Below are 19007 nucleotides of genomic sequence, written 5' to 3'. Positions count from 1 at the left end.
AAAATTATATACAATTTTGCTCTGTACACGACAAAAATAGATAACTCATTGAAATAATGTCATAATAATTGTTTTCTAACGACGAATACTATGACACATCTCAATGAGTTATATCTTATCTTAAACAAATATCTAAAATGGAACAAGTCACATTTAAAGTGCTTTGCGCTCATCATGCTTGTGATTATTTTAAAGCAAACATGTAATCTTTCTTCTGCATCTAAAGCCTTGCCCATCAAGTGCTTACCACAATCATTTTATCGACGTATGCAGCGCTTCTTTGCAGGTCAGTATTTTGATTATCGTCAAATTTCTCAGTTGATTTTCAATATGTTTTCATTCGACCAAGTGCAACTGACTTTAGATAGAACCAATTGGAAATGGGGAAAACGAAATATTAATATCCTGATGCTCGCAATCGTTTATCGTGGAATAGCGATACCTATCCTTTGGACATTGCTTAATAAACGTGGAAATTCAGATACGAAAGAGCGTATTGCTTTGATTCAACGCTTTATAGCCATTTTTGGTAAAGACCGTATTGTGAATGTGTTCGCAGACAGAGAGTTTATCGGTGAGCAGTGGTTTACATGGTTAATTGAACAAGACATCAACTTCTGCATTCGTGTTAAAAAAACTTCATTGTCACCAATCATTTAGGAAAGAATCATAAAATTAGTGATTTATTTCGCCATCTTAAAGTTGGTCAAATTGAATGTCGTAAACGACGGATTTTGGTTGGTCGGGTGAAACTATATATAAGTGCACTACAGTTAGAAAATGGAGAGCTTTTACTCGTCGTTTCTCCTCAGTTTAATGCCAATGCTATTCAGGATTATGCATTACGCTGGGAAATTGAAACCTTATTCAGTTGTCTCAAAGGACGCGGGTTTAATCTTGAAAATACGCGCTTGACAGACCCTAGACGAGTGAAAAAATTGATTGCGGTGTTAGCTATAAGCTTCTGTTGGTGTTACTTAACGGGTGAATGGCAACATGATCAAAAAAAAGTGATAAAAATAAAGAAGCATGGACGACTCTCAATGAGTTTATTTCGCTATGGTTTAGACTATGTTCAAATGGCGATTCAGCGTTTAATTGGTTTTGGGAAAAAAGAAGAGTTTAAGGAAATTTTGGCAATTTTAAGAAGGCAGAACCCTGATAGGATAAGGGTTCTGTGAAATTTGTCGTGTACAGAGACAATTTTGTTTATAAAAAAAACATGAATACAATTTAGCGTATGTATTAATCAGTGTTTAAAACCAATACAGTCAATAAAAGTGATCTGTATCACCAATGATTATTAAATTTTACTTTATAATAACCATAACTTGTTAACAACTTAGTTGCCATATAAACATACTTCAAAAAAGTCATAAATCCATTTAGCTAAATATATAGCCTTATAATTTAAAAAATCAGTAAATAAAAATATATTTTAGCTCATTTTTTCAATAAAAAACTTGTTCCAAAATTATTCCTCCTCACTTCTTTATATTATATTTCCACTCATCTCTAAATTTATAAAATAAAAAAATTACAATATAAGACTCTCTATATTTGATTCGTTTGCATATTTAAGATTATATAAGTTTTATTTTTCACGATCCCTATATAATTCCAACTCATTCTTATATATTAAACATGACTGTGATCACAAAAAAGTGTATTAAACATATGAACTAATTAAAAACCAATTAAAATCACATGTACCAAAAATAAACTATAAGATATAATAATAAAATATATCTAATAAAACATTATTGTAAGATATGATCAAATAAATAATTTCAAAAATTAAACTAATCAAATAAATTATTCAATATTAAATTTTTAAAATAACAAAAAATATATTTAAATTACTTTTTAGCTCACCATGTCATAGTACGCGATTAGAATAAGTATGTGAATATTTAAAAACACATAATAATAATAATATTTTTTTAATTACAAGTTTTGTAAAGAATATATTTAAATTCACAAAAACATTAATCACTATAAATTTAGAACCTCTGCAAACAGATAGAACTAAAGACTAAATAAGTAATATTATAATTCATACACCGCAATCAACGGTTGATAAAAAAAATATCTAAATTCAACAATATAGACAAAAAATAAAACCATAAAAAAATACAAATAAAATATAAATTATAAAAATATTAATATTGTTAATTCATCTGTTATTAAATAGTGGTGAACAGAGTTACTAATTGTAAGCCTTAGTAAAATATTAGACCTATAGATTAATATGCTACCTTCAGCTGACCCTCAACTAAATAAAAATATATTCATATATATCAATAGTTTAGATTAAAGAGTCACCTTGCAGCATGTCTATGATTTAAAAGAGTTAAGTCATTGAAAAAAATAACATACGAAAAAGTTTTATTTCACCCGCGTAGAGTGCTACCACAAACAAAATTCCTTTGTCTCTATAGCATGCTCTGCTTATCCATCATGACAGTACATGCAACAGAAAAATTGCAAACTAAACCTCGTTTTACTGAAAAAATATTAGATTTTTTAAGCCCTAAATCTAATGAAAATTTTAAAACGGTACAACTGCAACAACTTAGTAACTTCCAATTTGATCAATCAAAAATTCAAGAACTACCAACAATTAGCCTTCAACCAAGTCGGGCGAAATTAGTTATTGTAAATGACCCAAGACTAACCCAATTTAGTCTAAATGACGCTGTAGGATATGCCCTGCAGCGACATCCTCAAATTAGCCAAGGTATATCCGTACTCGCTGGGCAAAATGCATCGATTGATAATGCTAAGTCACATTATTTTCCACAAATTAGTGGTGGAGTTTCCACAGGAGACTTAACATCTGCTCAACGTGGTCGACAAATCCTGAGCCTCAATGCGACACAGATGGTCTATGATTTTGGAAAAATAAAGTCAAGCGTTACGACGGAACAAGCCAAGTTGGAACTTGAGCAAGCCAATTTACTGGTTAATATTGAAGAAGTTTCAGCTGATGTTGCGATCGTTATTTTCAATATTATTCGCTATCAAAAAAGCACTGAAATATCTAGGCAGCAGGTTGATGGAATTGCAAAAATTCTCAATATTGCCAAGCTACGTGCCCAAGCAGGTATCAGCAGTCAGGCTGACCCAATTCAGGCACAGTCTTTTTTAGAATCAGCTCAATCAACGCTCATCGCACAACAATCCTTACTCAATCAATACCAACAACGTTTGCATACGCTTTTGGGTTTTGATGCAACACATAATCAATGGCTCATTCCAGATGATTTCATTCAGCATTCAAACATTTATCAAGAACCACAATTCAATACCATCCCTAAAATGATCGTGGCGCAAGCAGAAATTGAGATTGCTAAGTCTCAAAAAAAACAAACCGATCTAAGTCGATATCCAACACTCTCTGTCAGAGGCTCAGTCAGTCAGGCACTCAACGGTGTAAATCCGAGTAACAATAAAGACAATGGCTTTGATAGCGCAATCATGTTTGAAGCGAATAGTGACTTCTATCAAGGTGGTGGGGCATCAGCACGTAGTCGTGCAGCGAGCTATGCAGAAGAAGCAGCAAAATCCAAATTGAATTCAGTGTATTTACAAGTACTTGATCAAACCAAAATGACTAGAGAAAGCATTGAAAATAAACAAAAACAAATGATGGTACTCAGTTCACGCCAGGGCACAACCATCAGAACCCGTGAGCTTTACCAAGAACAATATAAGTTAGGCACCCGCACAGTTCTTGATTTATTAAATGCAGAAATGGCGATTCATGCTGCTGTCGAAGAATTAGAAAATGCACGGTATGACATCTACGTCAGTTTAGCGCAGTACATCGCGGTCACAGGACAGTCTAGACAAACCTATGGCCTCCAAAATTCATCTATTCAAGGTTTCGAGGTACAGCCATGACCAATACCATTCAATATCAGCCGTGGTTGCAAGCTGTACTCACGATTGCAAAACATTATCGTATTGAAGCGTCTGAAGAAAGAATCCGCTTACAACTTGATTGGAATAAAAATCAAAATTTAGATGACATCTTAAACTTAATGTCAAAACAAATTGGATTAAGCATACGAAAAACCAAGTTAGACAAAGATGTTTTTAATCCTTGGCGATTGCCTGTGATCATTCAATTAAAGGATGGCCAAGTCGGTGTCGTCGATAAAGCAGACAATGCCGGTAACATCAGTATTCAATTTAGTGGCGATTATGGACTCACTCAAAGTTTCGCCATAGATAGTTTAAATTCAGTCATTGCACAAGTGTATGTGCTGCGACCAGAAAACTCGATTCCAGATGCACGGATTGATGAATACATAAAGCCCTATCAAGCCAGCTGGTTTTGGTCAATCGTGCTGAGAGATTGGAAGCGCTATGTAGATATCATGTATGCCTCGTTGATTGCCAATATATTAGCCTTAGCAACCATTATCTTTTCCATGCAAGTGTATGACCGCGTTGTCCCCTCGCAGTCTATTCCTACACTTTGGGTATTGGCTGGTGGCGTACTAATCGCTGCAATATTTGAATTCATAATGCGACTTGCTCGTATCTATCTATCGGACATTATTGGAAAACGTGCCGATTTACGTGTTTCTGATCGTGTCTTTGGACATGCCTTACGAATTAAAAATAATCAACGTTCTAAATCTACGGGAACATTCATCTCACAATTACGTGAATTGGAAGGTGTCAGAGAGTTAGTCACCTCAACAACCATTAGCGCAATTGCAGACTTACCATTTTTCTTCTTATTTTTAGGTGTGTTTTGGTTCATTGGTGGCGATTTATTTTGGGTGATACTTTTAATCGTGCCATTAATGATTATTCCGAGCCTATTTGCACAAAAGCGATTGGCGGCATTGGCACAGGAAGGCATGCGTGAATCAGCAATTCGTAATGCATTATTGGTTGAAGCAGTACAAGGCATTGAAGATATTAAACTGTTACGTGCAGAATCTCGCTTCCAAAACCAATGGAATCATATGAATGAGGTTTCTGCTGACATTGGAATGAAGCAGCGCAAAATTGTTGGAATATTAACTGCTTGGACACAGAAGGTACAGGGCTTGGCTTTTGCCATAGTAGTTTTAGTTGGGTGTTTCGCAGTCATGAAAGGCGATATGACAACAGGCGCCTTGGTCGCTTGCTCAATTCTGTCCTCACGTATGTTGGCACCGATTTCACAAATCACAGGAATTTTATCACGCTTGCAACAAGCTAAAGTTGCCAAAACCAGTTTAGATGAATTGATGCGTAGAGAAGTTGATCAGCCAGATCATGCCCACTTGGTTCACAAACCAGTCATCCATGGTGATTACCAGCTAAAAAGCATCTATTTTCAATACACTGAGGATGAGCCTCGACCAAGTTTAAATATTCCACAGTTAAGCATTCATGCAGGTGAAAAAGTCGCCATACTCGGTCGAAATGGCGCAGGAAAAAGCACCTTACTACAAATTCTTTCAGGCATGCAATTTCCATTAAAAGGCCAAGTCAGTTTAGATGGGCTTGACTTGTCTCTGATTGACCCTGCCGATATTCGACGTGATATGAGCCTACTCAATCAAAATGCGTGTTTATTTTACGGCACTGTTCGTGAAAACCTGTGTTTAGGTGCTCCTCTTGCCAATGATGACGAAATTATCAATGCCCTTAAAGTCACTGGTGCCTATAACTTCATTGAAGCAAAAAAAGAAGGTTTAGATTATTTAATCCTTGAAGGCGGTGTCGGTTTTTCTGGCGGGCAACGTCAAGCCTTGTTGTTAGCTCGTCTCCTCATACGCCAATCTAATATTTTGTTGCTGGATGAACCCACTGCTTCTATCGATGAAATGGCTGAAAAACAATTGATTGATCATTTAAAAAATTGGCTCGGGCATCGTACTCTCATCGTTGCAACGCATCGTCGAGCTGTACTCGAATTGGTCGATCGCATCATTGTCATGAATGAAGGAAAAATCGTGATGGATGGCCCACGTGATGAAATTCTTAACCAACCTACACATTCAGCTGCAACCGAAAAAGGAGTGCAAGCATAATGGAGAAAATACCTGTACCTAGCCGCTCCACAAAGGCTGCATATCAAGATCCCCCTTTACCTAAAGCGAGTCTTATGATTTGGCTGATTGGTATTGGGCTGCTGGTTATCTTGTTATGGGCTTGGATGTTTAAACTCGAAGAAGTTTCTAATGGAACTGGAAAAGTCATTGCATCCTCTAAAGAACAAGTCATTCAATCTTTAGAGGGTGGGATATTGACCAAACTTGATGTCAAAGAAGGCGATATTGTCGAAAAGGGTCAAGTCTTAGCTCAACTTGATCCCACTCGCTTGGCTTCAGGTGTAGGAGAGTCTCAGTCTCTACTCACCTCCGCCCAAGCAACATCGGCACGCTTAACTGCGGAAGTGAGTGGAAATGCGCTGCGCTTCCCCGAAGCAATCAAAGAACACCCCGAACTGATTCGCCAAGAAACAGCACTCTATCAATCACGGCGTGCAAATCTGGATGAGTCCATCGCTGGATTAAAAGATGCGCTACATTTAGTACAACAAGAATTGGCTATGACAGAACCTCTCGTCGCTAAAGGTGCGGCCAGTGAGGTTGAGGTTTTACGTTTAAGACGCCAAGCCAATGAGTTACAGAACCGTATGAACGATATTCGTAATCAATATTATGTCCAAGCCCGTCAAGAATTATCCAAATCCAACACAGATGTAGAAACACAGCAGCAGATTGTTTTAGGTCGCTCAGATGCATTGGCACGTGCGGTATTTAAGGCCCCGGTGCGTGGAGTGGTCAAAGAAATCTCCGTCACAACCTTAGGTGGTGTTATTCCACAAAATGGTAAATTGATGACCATCGTCCCACTCGATGAACAATTACTCATTGAGGCACGGATCTCTCCGCGTGATATTGCATTTATTCATCCAGGTCAACGCGCCTTGGTCAAAGTCACCGCCTATGATTATTCAATTTATGGCGGCTTAGAAGGAAAAGTCACCGTAATCTCACCAGATACCTTACGTGATGAGGTCAAACAAGATCAGTTTTATTATCGCGTCTACATTCGCACCAATACGGATAAATTATTTAATAAAGAAGCTAAAGCCTTTAGCATTACTCCGGGCATGATGGCCACTGTCGATATTCGTACAGGAGAAAAAACCGTGTTGGATTACTTACTTAAACCCTTCAATAAAGCCAAAGAAGCATTAAGAGAACGCTAGAGGCTGCCCTTAAAACAAAATTGAATTTAATTCGACTGAGATTAGTCAAATTATTGCAAAGTCCTAAAATAGAAAAAGCCAGCACCAGAAGGTGTTGGCTTTTTAAACATCAATACCAATTCAAAAGTTCAGGGTGATATGACTTAATCAAATTAAACTCGGTTGCACTAATAAATCGTTCAGTGCAGAAGCAGATGTGTGATAGACATCCAAAGAAAGTATCTGATTACTGAATTTTTGACCAACAATAGACTGATCATTTGAGGGCTGTATTTGATTCCTTAAATCACTATTTGCAGACCATTTACCTTGGTCACTTTCTGCCAATAGATCATATACATTGAATGGCACTTGATGTTGCACTGCTTTCCCTGCATCTAATTCCTCATTCACAGCCAATTGCTCCGCTGAAGTAATAACATCAGCAATCGACATAAGTAATTTGGTTACAGTTGGTGCCATGCCCCAGTCCCCATGGTTCTGATCTAGAATGGCGCCCTTACCTTGATTTCCGGCGAGGTCTGTATAACTATTTTCTATTACTTTAATACTCGGTGCATTACTTCCTTTCTGCGTAAAAATTGCAGTCCAAGTAATATTGTCCCTCGTACTTAAACCACTGATCTGTCCACCTGCCACGATGATATCTTCTAATTCAAAAGCTTTCACAGCTTCACTAAATTTAAAACTAATTGTGACAACCTCACCGAGATTAATTGAATCTTTACTGGCTGATATTTCTAATATCGGTGCAATAAGATCAATGTTAAAATTTCCAAAGATTTTATCAAAAACATCACCTTTACCTTTATTTCCTGCCAAATCAGAATAACGATCATCCGCAACTTTAATACTAGGATCATCACTGCCCTTTTGCGTAAATATTGCAGTCCAAATTTTGTTATCTTTACTGCCTAGTTTCGTTAATCCACCGCCAATCACCGTAATTGATCTCAAATCAAAATTTTTCACGGCTTCACTAAAGGTAAACGTTACCTCAACCTCCTTACCTGAAGAGAGATTCACATCACTCACGCTAATTTTGAGCGTAGGTGCGATGGCATCAACCAACTGCTTGGCAATTTGAGAGGTGTTACCATTTTTATTGGTTGCAATTGCCTCAATACTATCACCTTGCTTTAATCCGGGATTTTCAATAGACCAATTCCCACTTTTATCAGTTGTGGTTATTTTCTTCTCGCCATTCGGAAAAGTAATAGTCACGATCGAATCGGGTTCAGCTTTTCCTTTAATGAGATCCTTGGCATTAATTGGATCAAATTTAGGTGCAGCAATCACAGGAGTATGATCTGATCCTGATTTATCCTCATTATTTTTGCTTAAAAGATACACACCAGCACCCACCACGGGTACAGCAGCCCATAACCATGGACTAAAGCCACTACTCGGCTCAAATAGCATGTCGATCTCTTCAATTTGCCCGTACTCAATATTTTCTAATACCTTTCCATTTGCATCGGTAAATTTTGCCCAAATGAGTTTATTTTGATCATCCTGTAAAACTAAGCTGTTTGACGTATTAATATTTCCGTAATTAAAATAATTAACTAAAGTAATTTCCTCACCTGACTCGATCACCAGTACTGCATTATTTTTATCTTTTTTAACTTCGACAATGTCATCTAAGTTGATATGCACCACCACAACAGATGCTTTTGTTAAAGACACCGTATTGCTTTGCACTGTCTGATCAAGTTTATGACTCTGTTTATTGAACACGTTTATTTCTGACATATTTTGCAATCTCTATAAATTAAAGTTCAAAACTCCGTCTATTCCTTTATCAACTGATTCAGTTTCTACAAAATAAAAACTTATAAAAGCCAATAAAATTGAGAAAAGATAATTAAAATTTTGATCTTTTTATTTGTTTTTCATCATTAAATATCCTTCTTAAAGTAAGTAATTCAAGCCAACAACTCAACTGACAAACACATATAAACCAATATCTATGCCGAATAAAAAAAGCCTGCTTGAGCAGGCTTTTCATTCTCACGATAAAATAAAAGCAACCATTTGTATTATAAGGATTTTATAAAATTCATCATGTAAAGCAAATCAAATTTAGAACATCATCCTAAATTAAAACATATAAGCGACTGTGCTGTATTTTCAACAAGAGGCCCACCCAATGTATGCTTCATTGAAACGTTGTAACCCTACTTTTGTTAACCCAACTTAAAATACCAAAATGCTGTGATCACCAGAGTCTGATATTGCTGCCAAGGTTGGAATGTCATTGGGTCTTTTGCTTAAATACCGAGCAAAATTTATAACAACAGCCATTTTAGGACGCTCACGGTGGATAATAGCGAATAAATTATTAAAGCAAATATCATTAAAATAATAAAAATGTATGCTGACTAAGGTTGATATTAGTCATTAAAAAATAGTAGAAATACAGGTTTACAGGCACTTTGCAGCGTTATTTACCCTCATTAAATGTCTTATTTTTTTAGTTGAATATTACAGCATATGATGTCGAGCGATAAACGCAATGTTATAGTAACGCAGGTTACTCATTAAATATTAGACTGATTGTGATGTACTTAACATTTTTCTAAATTTGTGCAAAACCTTCGAAGTAAACATCGCAAAAACAACGTGGTTTTTAAAAAAGTATCCATAAGCATCATACACTTTGAACTTGATTGGCTTATACAGATAGATCATAAAAAATTAACTTGAACTTTTGAAACAACTTGAATTCTTATGAAGTCTCACATCATACCTTTTATTTCATTTTTAGCCTTAGCACCAACAGCCTATGCCAGCAATATTGAAGATACTTGGGAAGGGCCTGTTAAACTCGATCTAAATGCCTATGTATTCGCAGCTGATTTGCAAGGCACTCTCAGTAAAGGAGATACTGATTACACCGTCGATCAACCTTTTAGCGAATCTGCTAAAAATCTAGATCGCTTTTATATGTTCGAACTAGACCTCAATAAAGGCCGTTGGGGAACTTACTTAGACATGGAAGTAGTCAAAATTAGCGAAAATAAGGATGTCTTAAACTATCCAGTCGCTGTGACTACAGATTTAAACCAAGGTAAATTTGGTGTTTATTATCAAGCGTATATTTCCGAGAAGAATGAGAAAAATAACTTACCACGCTTTATTGTTGAACCAACAATCGGAATGCATCGCACTGAAGTCGAAGCAGATCTCTCCGCATTTGGTAAAAAAATCAGTGTCTCAGAAAACTGGAATGAGTTTTTCTGGGGAAGCCGTTTTAAATATAACTTTGACTCACCTTGGAACTTAAGCGGCGAAGCAATTTTTGGCGCTGAAGACACCATCTCAACCCAAGCTCACCTCGGTTATCGTAAAGACATCTTTAAACGTCCAATCAACTTTAAAGTTGGCTATCACTACTTCAAACAGAATCACCGCATCGACGATTTTAAATTAGATATTAAAGAACATGGCCCTGTTATCGGCATTAATATTCCTATCTTCTAAAGGCTGAACTTATGAAAAAAATCCTATGCCAAAGTATTCTTGCATCAAGTCTTCTATTGAGCTCGCTCGCTGATGTCTGCACCCGCGCCGTATATTTAGGCAAAGATAACAATACGATCACTGTGCGATCAATGGACTGGAAAAGTGATATTGGTACCAATCTTTGGATTATGCCAAGTAAAGTTACACGTACCGGTATGGCAGGTCCAAACTCAATTAAATGGACCTCTAAATACGGCAGTGTAATCGCATCAGGATATGACATTTCGAGTACAGATGGTGTCAATGAAAAAGGCTTGGTTGCCAATCTCTTATGGTTAGTTGAATCTGAATATCCAGATCCACAAAAAAGTAAAATCCCAACGCTAAGCCTTTCTTTATGGGCGCAGTATGTTCTAGACAACTATGCCAGCGTCAATGAAGCAGTAACGGCACTCGAAAAAGAACCGTTTATTGTGGTCACCGATCAGGTGCCAGGTGAAAAACGACTTGCTGCCTTACACTTGTCTATTTCAGATGCCTCTGGTGACAGCGCAATTATTGAATACATTGACGGTAAAGCCGTTATTCATCACAGTAAAAAATATCAAGTCATGACCAACTCACCGACATTTGATAAACAATTGGCTTTAAATAGCTATTGGGAACAAATTGGCGGCACAGTGATGTTACCAGGTACCAATCGTGCTTCAGATCGTTTTGCACGTGCATCATTTTATATTAATGCCATTCCACAAACGGGTACTTTCGAACATTCATTGGCCAGTGCCTTTAGTGTGATTCGCAATGTTTCCGTGCCATTTGGTCTGAACACAGAAGAAGAACCAAACATTTCTTCAACCCGCTGGAGAACAGTGGTTGATCATAAACGTAAACTCTATTTCTTTGAATCTGCAGTCTCACCGAATGTATTCTGGGTCGATCTCAAAGACATTAACTTCAATGATGGTAAAACCCGTAAATTAGAACTTGGCCCAGACCAAAGTAAAATCTATTCAGGTAAAGCCAATAGTAGTTTTGTGGTCACTAAACCATTTACCTTCCTCGGTATTTCTTAAGCGTTTAAAACAAGACCTAAACAAAATCTGCTAAAACCAAAAAACGCATCTTAAGATGCGTTTTTTGCTTAAACAATAAACCAAATTGGTTTAGCGTTTCACTACAATCGAATCAATGCCACTATGTTGTAGCGTTTGCTGAGCAATCACAGCCGCATTTTGAGTTGTATAGGGTCCAGAAATCACCCGATACCAAGTTTTACCATTTTCAGTGGTTTTTACCACATCCGCAGATAAGCCATTGAGAATAATTTCAGCACGACGCGCATCAGCACTGTCGGGATCAGGAAAACTTCTGACCTGTAGAATATAAGAAGGTTGCGCTGCAGCAGGCGTTGCAACGTCTTCACCATCTTCATTCACTGTCGGCTGGGTTGGCGCAGGTGCTTCCACAATCACGGGTTGCGAACGTACTTGTGTTTCAGGTACTGCTTGCTGAGGAATAGGCGTTACTTGTTGCTGCGGCAACAATTCGTAAAAGCGATAATCTTTGTTGGTCTCTTCTTGGTAATGCGTTGAAGTGACTTCATTTTTCGCTTGTACAGGACCCCACGGCTTCCACAGCATAAGGGCTACGGCACCACTTAAGACAACTAAAATCAATACCAACATGCCGAGCCACTTCGGAATCAGTGGCTTACTCGGCTTGGTCGATCGTTCTGAAACACCGCGCTGCGTTTTTCCAAACACGTGGAATCCTCTTATTGTTTATTACTTATTAATGATTACATTTCAAACGGTGCAGATACACCAAGTAAAGTTAAACCATTTTTTAACACTTGTTGGATGTTTATTGAAAGCAATAAACGTGACTGAGATAAGCTAACATTCTGATCATCAAGAATTTTTAAGTTATCTAAGTTATACCAACCATGGAATAACGCAGCCAATTCTTTTAAGTAATTCCCCACTTGATGCGGTTCATAACTATTTGCTGCACGGATCACAATTTCTGGGTAAGCCGCTAATTTAGCAAGAATTTCAGCTTCTGCATCTAAAGTTAACAATGTCACATCACAACGACTTAAATCATTACGATTAAAAGGAATATTCTTCTCAGCAGCCTTATTTACCATACGGTTCACACGGGCATGCGCATATTGAATGTAATACACGGCATTATCTTTACTTTGAGAAACTGCCAAATCTAAATCAAAATCAATATGTTGCTCAGACTTACGCATCACATAATAAAAACGCGCTGCATCGTTGCCCACTTCCTTACGTAAATCACGCAAAGTCACGTATTGGCCTGAACGAGAAGACATTTGCACCATCTCACCGCCACGCCACAAGCTCACAAACTGCACCAACAGTACGGTAAGTTTAGACGAGTCATAACCCATCGCATCAATTGCTGCTTTCACACGCGCAATATAACCGTGGTGATCAGAGCCCCAAATATCGATTAATTCAGTAAAACCACGTTGTAGTTTATTTAGATGATAAGCAATGTCTGAAGCAAAATAGGTGGTTTGACCATTACGACGTTTCACCACACGGTCTTTTTCATCACCAAATTCGGTTGATTTGAACCAAATATTGCCATCTTTTTCATAGAGAAAACCACGTTGATCAAGTGTTGCCAACGCTTCATCAATTTTCTCAGACAAACTTGCTTCACTAAACCATTGATCGAAGCTCACTGAGAACTCGCCCAAGTCATCTTTGATGTCATCTAAGATAGCTGTCAGTGCCGCCTGATGGAAAACGCGATAGCCTTGGCCAATCAATTGCTGTGAATTATGAATCAGACCATCAATATGTTTTTCTTTATCGCCAGACAATACAACTTTATTGCCTTCTGCATCAAGCGCTTCAGCATAAACCACATCAGCAGGCACATCGTTATAAACGGCAACAGCATCTTGCAAGTAGGCTTCGCCATCTTGATCAATAATGCTTTGTGCAATTTCTTTAACGTAATTGCCTTGATAAGCATTCTTTGGAAAAACCAAGTCCTGACCAAGCAATTGTAAATAACGTAAATAAGTCGATGTGGCTAAAATGTCCATTTGACGACCAGCATCATTGACATAATATTCACGTTCTACCGTTGCACCAGTTGCTTCAAGCAAGTTGGCAACGGTCATGCCGTAAGCTGCACCACGACCATGGCCCACATGTAAGCTTGAAGTTGGATTTGCAGAAACAAACTCGACTTGAATCTTTTTAGCGGCATTGACTTCGCTGTAACCAAACTGTTCTTTCTGCGCTTGAATTTGCTCAAGGACAGTAAAACGTTGATCTGCATTTAAGAAAAAGTTAATAAATCCAGGACCTGCGATTTCAGCTTTGCTGATTTCACTGACTTCCGGTAAATTTGCCAAAATTTTCTCAGCAAGATCTCGCGGTTTCATTGCAGCAGGTTTGGCAGCCATCATGGCAATATTCGAGGCGAAATCGCCATGACTTCGATCCTTGGTTCGGGTCAAAGTACTACTATTTTTCCATTCAGATGGAAGTATCCCTTCAGATTGAAGAGATTGCACTGCATGATCAAGCGCTGCTTGTATGGCCGTATTCATAATCTACCGAGAAATAAACGTCGCAGAAAAACAGTAAATATAGCAAATTTCATCTGCTTTGGGTGAGTGCATTTGCACATTAAAATATAGACCATTTTTAGCTTAGCTTTATAGATTGTCATTTTTTGGTAGCGATTGCCTGATTAAGTTAAATTTTAGGCTAATATCATCAACCTGCTATTAAACAGTAGTGTAGTCATCATACTTTTAAATAGTCTAAATATGATTATCAATTATATAAATATCAGTTTACCAAAAAATAAGCTTAAGCTTATATGGCAAATACAGATCGTACTTGAGGTAAAAGCCTAGGTCATTCATCTTGACCTAACCAACAGAGACTGGAAATGACGACTCAGAATTTAACAATCAAACATCCTCTTTATACGCCTTATGCAGGCTACACACTGCTTGAACTACCACTTCTTAACAAGGGTTCCGCCTTTACCGAGGACGAGCGCTCGTATTTCAATTTGCACGGTTTAGTGCCACAAGTTATCGAAACCATTGAAGAACAACACCAACGTTCTTATCAGCAATTCACTTCTTTTGATGAAAATATCAACAAGCACATTTATCTACGAAATATCCAAGACACCAATGAAACGCTGTTTTATCACTTAATTGAAAATCATTTGTCAGAAATGATGCCAATTATTTATACGCCAACCGTAGGCGAAGCCTGTCAGCGTTTCTCCGATATCTACCGTCGCCATCGTGGTATTTTCATCTCATATCCAGATCGCGACCACATTGACGATATCCTGCAAAATGTAAATCGTCGCAACGTCAAAGTGATCGTAATTACTGATGGTGAACGTATTCTAGGTTTAGGAGATCTTGGGATTGGTGGCATGGGGATTCCAATTGGAAAACTCTCGCTCTATACCGCTTGCGGTGGCATTAGCCCAGCCTATACCCTCCCGATCACCATTGATGTGGGTACCAACAATCAACAACTTCTCAATGATCCGTTGTATATGGGATGGCGTCAGCCACGGATCAGCGGTGAAGAGTACTATGACTTTGTTGATAAAATCTTTACTGCAATCAAACATCGTTGGCCGACCACGCTCATTCAGTTTGAAGATTTTGCACAAAATAATGCAATGCCGTTACTCGAAAAATATCGTGACCAATACTGCTGTTTCAATGATGATATTCAAGGCACAGCAGCCGTTGTGGTTGGCAGCCTGATCGCAGCGTGTCGTGCAGCCAACACCCATCTAAAAGATCAACGCGTTACCTTCTTAGGTGCGGGTTCAGCTGGTTGTGGTATTGCGGAACAAATTATTGCGCAAATGATTGCCGATGGTTTGACCGATGAGCAAGCACGTAAACAAGTTTATATGGTCGATCGTTTTGGTTTAATCACTGAAAATCAACCAAATCTGCGTAGCTTCCAACGTGTGCTTGCACAAAAAACGGATGCGGTTTCGCCATGGGCAGATGCTGAAGGTCACATTTCACTGTTAGATGTGGTCAAACATGCCAAGCCAAGTATTTTGATTGGTGTGTCTGGTCAAGCAGGTCTATTTAACGAAGCCGTGATTCGAGCACTCAGTGCCAATTGTGAGCATCCAATCGTACTGCCACTTTCAAACCCAACATCTCATGTCGAGGCACTGCCTGCTGATATTATCCGTTGGACTGAAGGGAAAGCCCTGATTGCCACAGGCAGTCCGTTTGCACCTGTGAACTATCAAGGTAAAATTCATAATATTTCACAATGCAACAATGCCTATATTTTCCCCGGTATTGGCCTAGGGGTCATCGCAGCACACGCCACTCGTGTTACCAATCGCATGATGATTGCTTCAAGTGCGGCATTGGCAGATTGCTCACCTAAACTCAAAGATCCTGAAGCGGATCTACTTCCAGATCTAGATACCATTCAACAGGTCTCTAAAACCATTGCCTTCCATGTTGCTAAAGCAGCCATGGCCGATGGAGTTGCCCCGTTAATCAGTGATGAACAATTACAAGAAAGTATCGAGCGTAATTTCTGGAAACCAGAATATCGCAGCTACCGACGTGCACCTTTCTAAGGTGTTGTTTGAATTTTTCTAAAATCAATTCGTCCTGATCATGAAGCCAGTCAATTTAACATTGACTGGCTTTTTACTGTTCTCATGCTTTTTTTAGGCTGGATTCAAGCACAGTTCATCCACACGAGCCTTGGCATTTATGCTATATAAGAGAACAACTTTTCCAATGATTAGCACTGTAAAATGACCACGCCATTGACCTGTTTTAAAGCCTATGATATTCGCGGTAAGCTCGGTACGGAACTAAACGAAGACATTGCCTATCGTATTGGCCGTGCCTATGGGCAAATTTATCAACCTAAAACTGTGGTGGTCGGTTGTGATGTACGCCTCAGCAGTGAATCGCTCAAGCAAGCCACCATTCGCGGTTTAAATGATGCGGGCGTCAATGTCCTTGATCTGGGTCTGACTGGAACAGAAGAAGTCTACTTCGGTGCTTTCCATCTTGACGTGCAAGGCGGTATTGAAATTACTGCCAGCCATAATCCAATGGACTATAACGGCATGAAATTGGTTCGTGAAAATTCACGACCAATCAGTGCAGATACCGGATTAAAAGAAATTCAAGCTTTGGCAGAAGCTCAAGCGTTCACACCAGTATCCACACAAGGAAGCTGTGAAAAATACAATATACTGCCTGAATTTATTGAACACCTGATGGGCTATATCACCCCTGCACAAATTCGCCCCTTAAAATTGGTGATGAATGCAGGTAATGGCGCTGCAGGTCATGTGGTTGATGCGATTGAACAAAAATTTAAACAACTGAATGTCGCAGTTGAAATTATAAAAATTCATAATGACCCTGATGGTACTTTCCCGCATGGGATTCCCAACCCAATCTTAATCGAAAATCGCGAAAGTACTCGCGATGCAGTACTCGCACACCATGCCGATATGGGTATTGCTTGGGATGGTGACTTTGACCGCTGCTTCCTCTTTGATGAGAAAGGCCAATTTATTGAGGGCTATTATATTGTTGGGCTACTAGCACAAGCTTTTTTATTAAAACAAAAAGGCGAGAAAATTGTACACGACCCACGTTTGGTCTGGAACACACTTGATATTTTAGAGCAATATGAAGGTGTTGCGGTACAGTCCAAATCTGGACATGCCTTTATTAAAGATGTAATGCGTGAACATAATGCGGCTTATGGTGGCGAAATGAGCGCACATCATTATTTCCGTGACTTTGCTTATTGCGACAGCGGTATGATTCCGTGGTTATTGGCCATTGCAGTCTTGTCTGAAACCAAACAATCTTTATCGACACTGGTTGAGGACATGATTCACAAATTCCCATGCAGCGGTGAAATTAACTTTAAAGTGATCGATACTCAGGTCACCATCCAGAAGATCTTTGATCATTATCAAGATCAACAACCTGCAATTGATCAAACCGATGGGGTGAGTTTAGATTTTGGTGCGTGGCGTCTAAATGTACGGGCTTCAAATACTGAGCCGTTATTACGCTTGAATATTGAAAGCCGTGCAGACCATAACCCACAGCCGATGCAATATTATATTGATGAATTAACTGCGATTATCCAGTCTTAATTGTCATGCTTCTTCATACTAGCCCTTCTCCTCCTTTACCGGTTGAGAAGGGCTAAGTTATGATTTTTTCGTAATCGCGTTAATCTTGGCGATAACCATTCGGATTTTGTTTTTGCCAGTGCCAGCTGTCCGCCAACATATCTTCTAAGCCATACTGTGGCGTCCATCCGAGTTCTGTCACAGCGCGTTGATTATCCGCAAATGAAGTTGCAACATCACCCGCACGACGTGGTGCAAACTCAAAGGCAACAGCAACACCATTCACTTTCTCAAAAGCATTTTTCACTTCTAAAACCGACGAACCATTGCCTGTACCAATATTCCACGCACGGCAACCCGTTGTTGCTAAACGATTGTTTAAGGCGCATAAATGTGCATTGGCTAAGTCAACAACATGGATATAATCACGGACACCGGTACCATCTACTGTGTCGTAGTCGTTGCCAAAAATAGCCAATTTATCTCGTCGACCGACCGCAACCTGAGTGACATAAGGCATTAAATTATTGGGAGTTCCTTGTGGGTCTTCACCAATACGACCACTTTTATGTGCACCGACAGGGTTAAAGTAACGCAATAATGCAATCGACCAGCGTGGCTCAGACACTGCCAGCTTTTCGAACAATTGCTCCACAATCAATTTGGTATAACCATAGTTATTGCTTGGCATTCCTGTTGGCATACTTTCATTTAATGGTGAAGTATTGGCTTCGTCATAAACGGTTGCAGATGAGCTAAACACCAATTTAAATACACCGGCACGTTGCATCGCATTCACCAATTGAATGCTGCCAGCAATATTATTATCAAAATAATGCAGCGGTATTTGTTGGCTTTCACCCACGGCCTTTAAACCCGCAAAATGAATGACTGCATCAATTGCGTACTGGGCAAAAAGATGATCAAGTGCCGCCGCATCACGAATATCACCCTGAATAAAAGTCAACGATTTTGCTGCCAATGCTTGCACGCGCTTTAATGCTTCTTCGTCACTATTACAAAGGTTGTCTAAAACCACGACCTGATGTCCCGCATTCAGCAGTTCAACACAGGTGTGAGACCCAATATAACCTGCACCACCTGTTACTAAAATTGTTGCCAT

12 protein-coding genes are annotated in these 19007 nt (G+C 38.9%); 8 read left to right on the top strand and 4 right to left on the bottom strand.

From position 1 onward, the window contains the following. The first annotated feature begins 90 nt into the window (after positions 1–90). The 4 genes from FD716_RS00850 (at position 91) to FD716_RS00835 (ending at position 7228) form a co-directional block, all read left to right on the top strand. A protein-coding gene (locus FD716_RS00850; RefSeq protein ID WP_088631513.1) for an IS4-like element ISAba1 family transposase occupies positions 91–1181 on the top strand; the annotation gives its coding sequence in 2 pieces (ribosomal slippage) (positions 91–631 and positions 631–1181; 1092 coding nt in all). A 1279-nt stretch (positions 1182–2460) separates the two neighbouring features. Next, a complete protein-coding gene (locus FD716_RS00845) occupies positions 2461–3906 on the top strand; it encodes a TolC family protein (RefSeq protein ID WP_228714893.1) in 1446 nt (481 codons plus the stop codon). Further along, positions 3903–6041 carry a type I secretion system permease/ATPase gene (locus tag FD716_RS00840; protein ID WP_139850531.1) on the top strand — a complete coding sequence of 713 codons (2139 nt, stop codon included), beginning with the start codon at positions 3903–3905 and terminating at the stop codon, positions 6039–6041. Before FD716_RS00845 ends, FD716_RS00840 begins: the two co-directional genes overlap by 4 nt. Then, positions 6041–7228 (top strand): HlyD family type I secretion periplasmic adaptor subunit, encoded by a 1188-nt coding sequence (locus tag FD716_RS00835; RefSeq protein ID WP_139850530.1) that lies wholly within the window; start codon positions 6041–6043, stop codon positions 7226–7228. Before FD716_RS00840 ends, FD716_RS00835 begins: the two co-directional genes overlap by 1 nt. Positions 7229–7375: 147 nt before the next feature. On the opposite strand, the gene FD716_RS00830 is transcribed toward FD716_RS00835, so the two are convergent. Beyond that, on the bottom strand, positions 7376–8983 hold the full coding sequence (locus FD716_RS00830; protein ID WP_139850529.1) for an Ig-like domain-containing protein: 1608 nt from the start codon (positions 8981–8983) through the stop codon (positions 7376–7378). 978 nt (positions 8984–9961) lie between these two features. Between FD716_RS00830 and FD716_RS00825 the strand changes: the two genes are divergently transcribed. After that, positions 9962–10714 carry a hypothetical protein gene (locus FD716_RS00825; protein ID WP_139850528.1) on the top strand — a complete coding sequence of 251 codons (753 nt, stop codon included), beginning with the start codon at positions 9962–9964 and terminating at the stop codon, positions 10712–10714. Positions 10715–10725: 11 nt separating this feature from the next. Then, positions 10726–11772 carry a linear amide C-N hydrolase gene (locus FD716_RS00820; protein WP_139850527.1) on the top strand — a complete coding sequence of 349 codons (1047 nt, stop codon included), beginning with the start codon at positions 10726–10728 and terminating at the stop codon, positions 11770–11772. A gap of 90 nt (positions 11773–11862) precedes the next feature. On the opposite strand, the gene FD716_RS00815 is transcribed toward FD716_RS00820, so the two are convergent. Next, positions 11863–12462, bottom strand: a complete 600-nt coding sequence (locus tag FD716_RS00815; RefSeq protein ID WP_139850526.1) for an SPOR domain-containing protein — start codon at positions 12460–12462, stop codon at positions 11863–11865. Positions 12463–12497: 35 nt separating this feature from the next. Beyond that, positions 12498–14300 (bottom strand): arginine--tRNA ligase, encoded by a 1803-nt coding sequence (gene argS, locus FD716_RS00810; protein ID WP_139850525.1) that lies wholly within the window; start codon positions 14298–14300, stop codon positions 12498–12500. Between the two features lie 347 nt (positions 14301–14647). On the opposite strand from argS, the gene FD716_RS00805 reads away from it, so the two are divergent. Together FD716_RS00805 and FD716_RS00800 are read left to right on the top strand one after the other, a co-directional pair. Beyond that, a complete protein-coding gene (locus FD716_RS00805; protein ID WP_139850524.1) occupies positions 14648–16348 on the top strand; it encodes an NAD-dependent malic enzyme in 1701 nt (566 codons plus the stop codon). 183 nt (positions 16349–16531) lie between these two features. Then, a complete protein-coding gene (locus FD716_RS00800) occupies positions 16532–17905 on the top strand; it encodes a phosphohexomutase domain-containing protein (RefSeq protein ID WP_139850523.1) in 1374 nt (457 codons plus the stop codon). A 79-nt stretch (positions 17906–17984) separates the two neighbouring features. Here the strand turns inward: FD716_RS00800 and galE are convergent, their stop codons facing one another. Then, positions 17985–19007, bottom strand: coding sequence for a UDP-glucose 4-epimerase GalE (gene galE / locus FD716_RS00795; protein ID WP_139850522.1), 1023 nt, complete (start codon positions 19005–19007; stop codon positions 17985–17987).

Source organism: Acinetobacter pullicarnis, from assembly GCF_006352475.1.
GTDB lineage: Bacteria > Pseudomonadota > Gammaproteobacteria > Pseudomonadales > Moraxellaceae > Acinetobacter > Acinetobacter pullicarnis.
The sequence above is the reverse complement of the archived record's forward strand: the minus strand, read 5'-3'. Positions and strand labels throughout refer to the sequence as shown.

What these genes read in the sequence shown, in the direction of transcription:
- galE (WP_139850522.1), bottom strand. Translation starts at nt 19,007, where the DNA reads ATGGCAACAATTTTAGTAACAGGTGGTGCAGGTTATATTGGGTCTCAC.
- FD716_RS00820 (WP_139850527.1), top strand. Translation starts at nt 10,726, where the DNA reads ATGAAAAAAATCCTATGCCAAAGTATTCTTGCATCAAGTCTTCTATTG.
- argS (WP_139850525.1), bottom strand. Translation starts at nt 14,300, where the DNA reads ATGAATACGGCCATACAAGCAGCGCTTGATCATGCAGTGCAATCTCTT.
- FD716_RS00825 (WP_139850528.1), top strand. Translation starts at nt 9,962, where the DNA reads ATGAAGTCTCACATCATACCTTTTATTTCATTTTTAGCCTTAGCACCA.
- FD716_RS00845 (WP_228714893.1), top strand. Translation starts at nt 2,461, where the DNA reads ATGACAGTACATGCAACAGAAAAATTGCAAACTAAACCTCGTTTTACT.
- FD716_RS00830 (WP_139850529.1), bottom strand. Translation starts at nt 8,983, where the DNA reads ATGTCAGAAATAAACGTGTTCAATAAACAGAGTCATAAACTTGATCAG.
- FD716_RS00840 (WP_139850531.1), top strand. Translation starts at nt 3,903, where the DNA reads ATGACCAATACCATTCAATATCAGCCGTGGTTGCAAGCTGTACTCACG.
- FD716_RS00800 (WP_139850523.1), top strand. Translation starts at nt 16,532, where the DNA reads ATGACCACGCCATTGACCTGTTTTAAAGCCTATGATATTCGCGGTAAG.
- FD716_RS00805 (WP_139850524.1), top strand. Translation starts at nt 14,648, where the DNA reads ATGACGACTCAGAATTTAACAATCAAACATCCTCTTTATACGCCTTAT.
- FD716_RS00835 (WP_139850530.1), top strand. Translation starts at nt 6,041, where the DNA reads ATGGAGAAAATACCTGTACCTAGCCGCTCCACAAAGGCTGCATATCAA.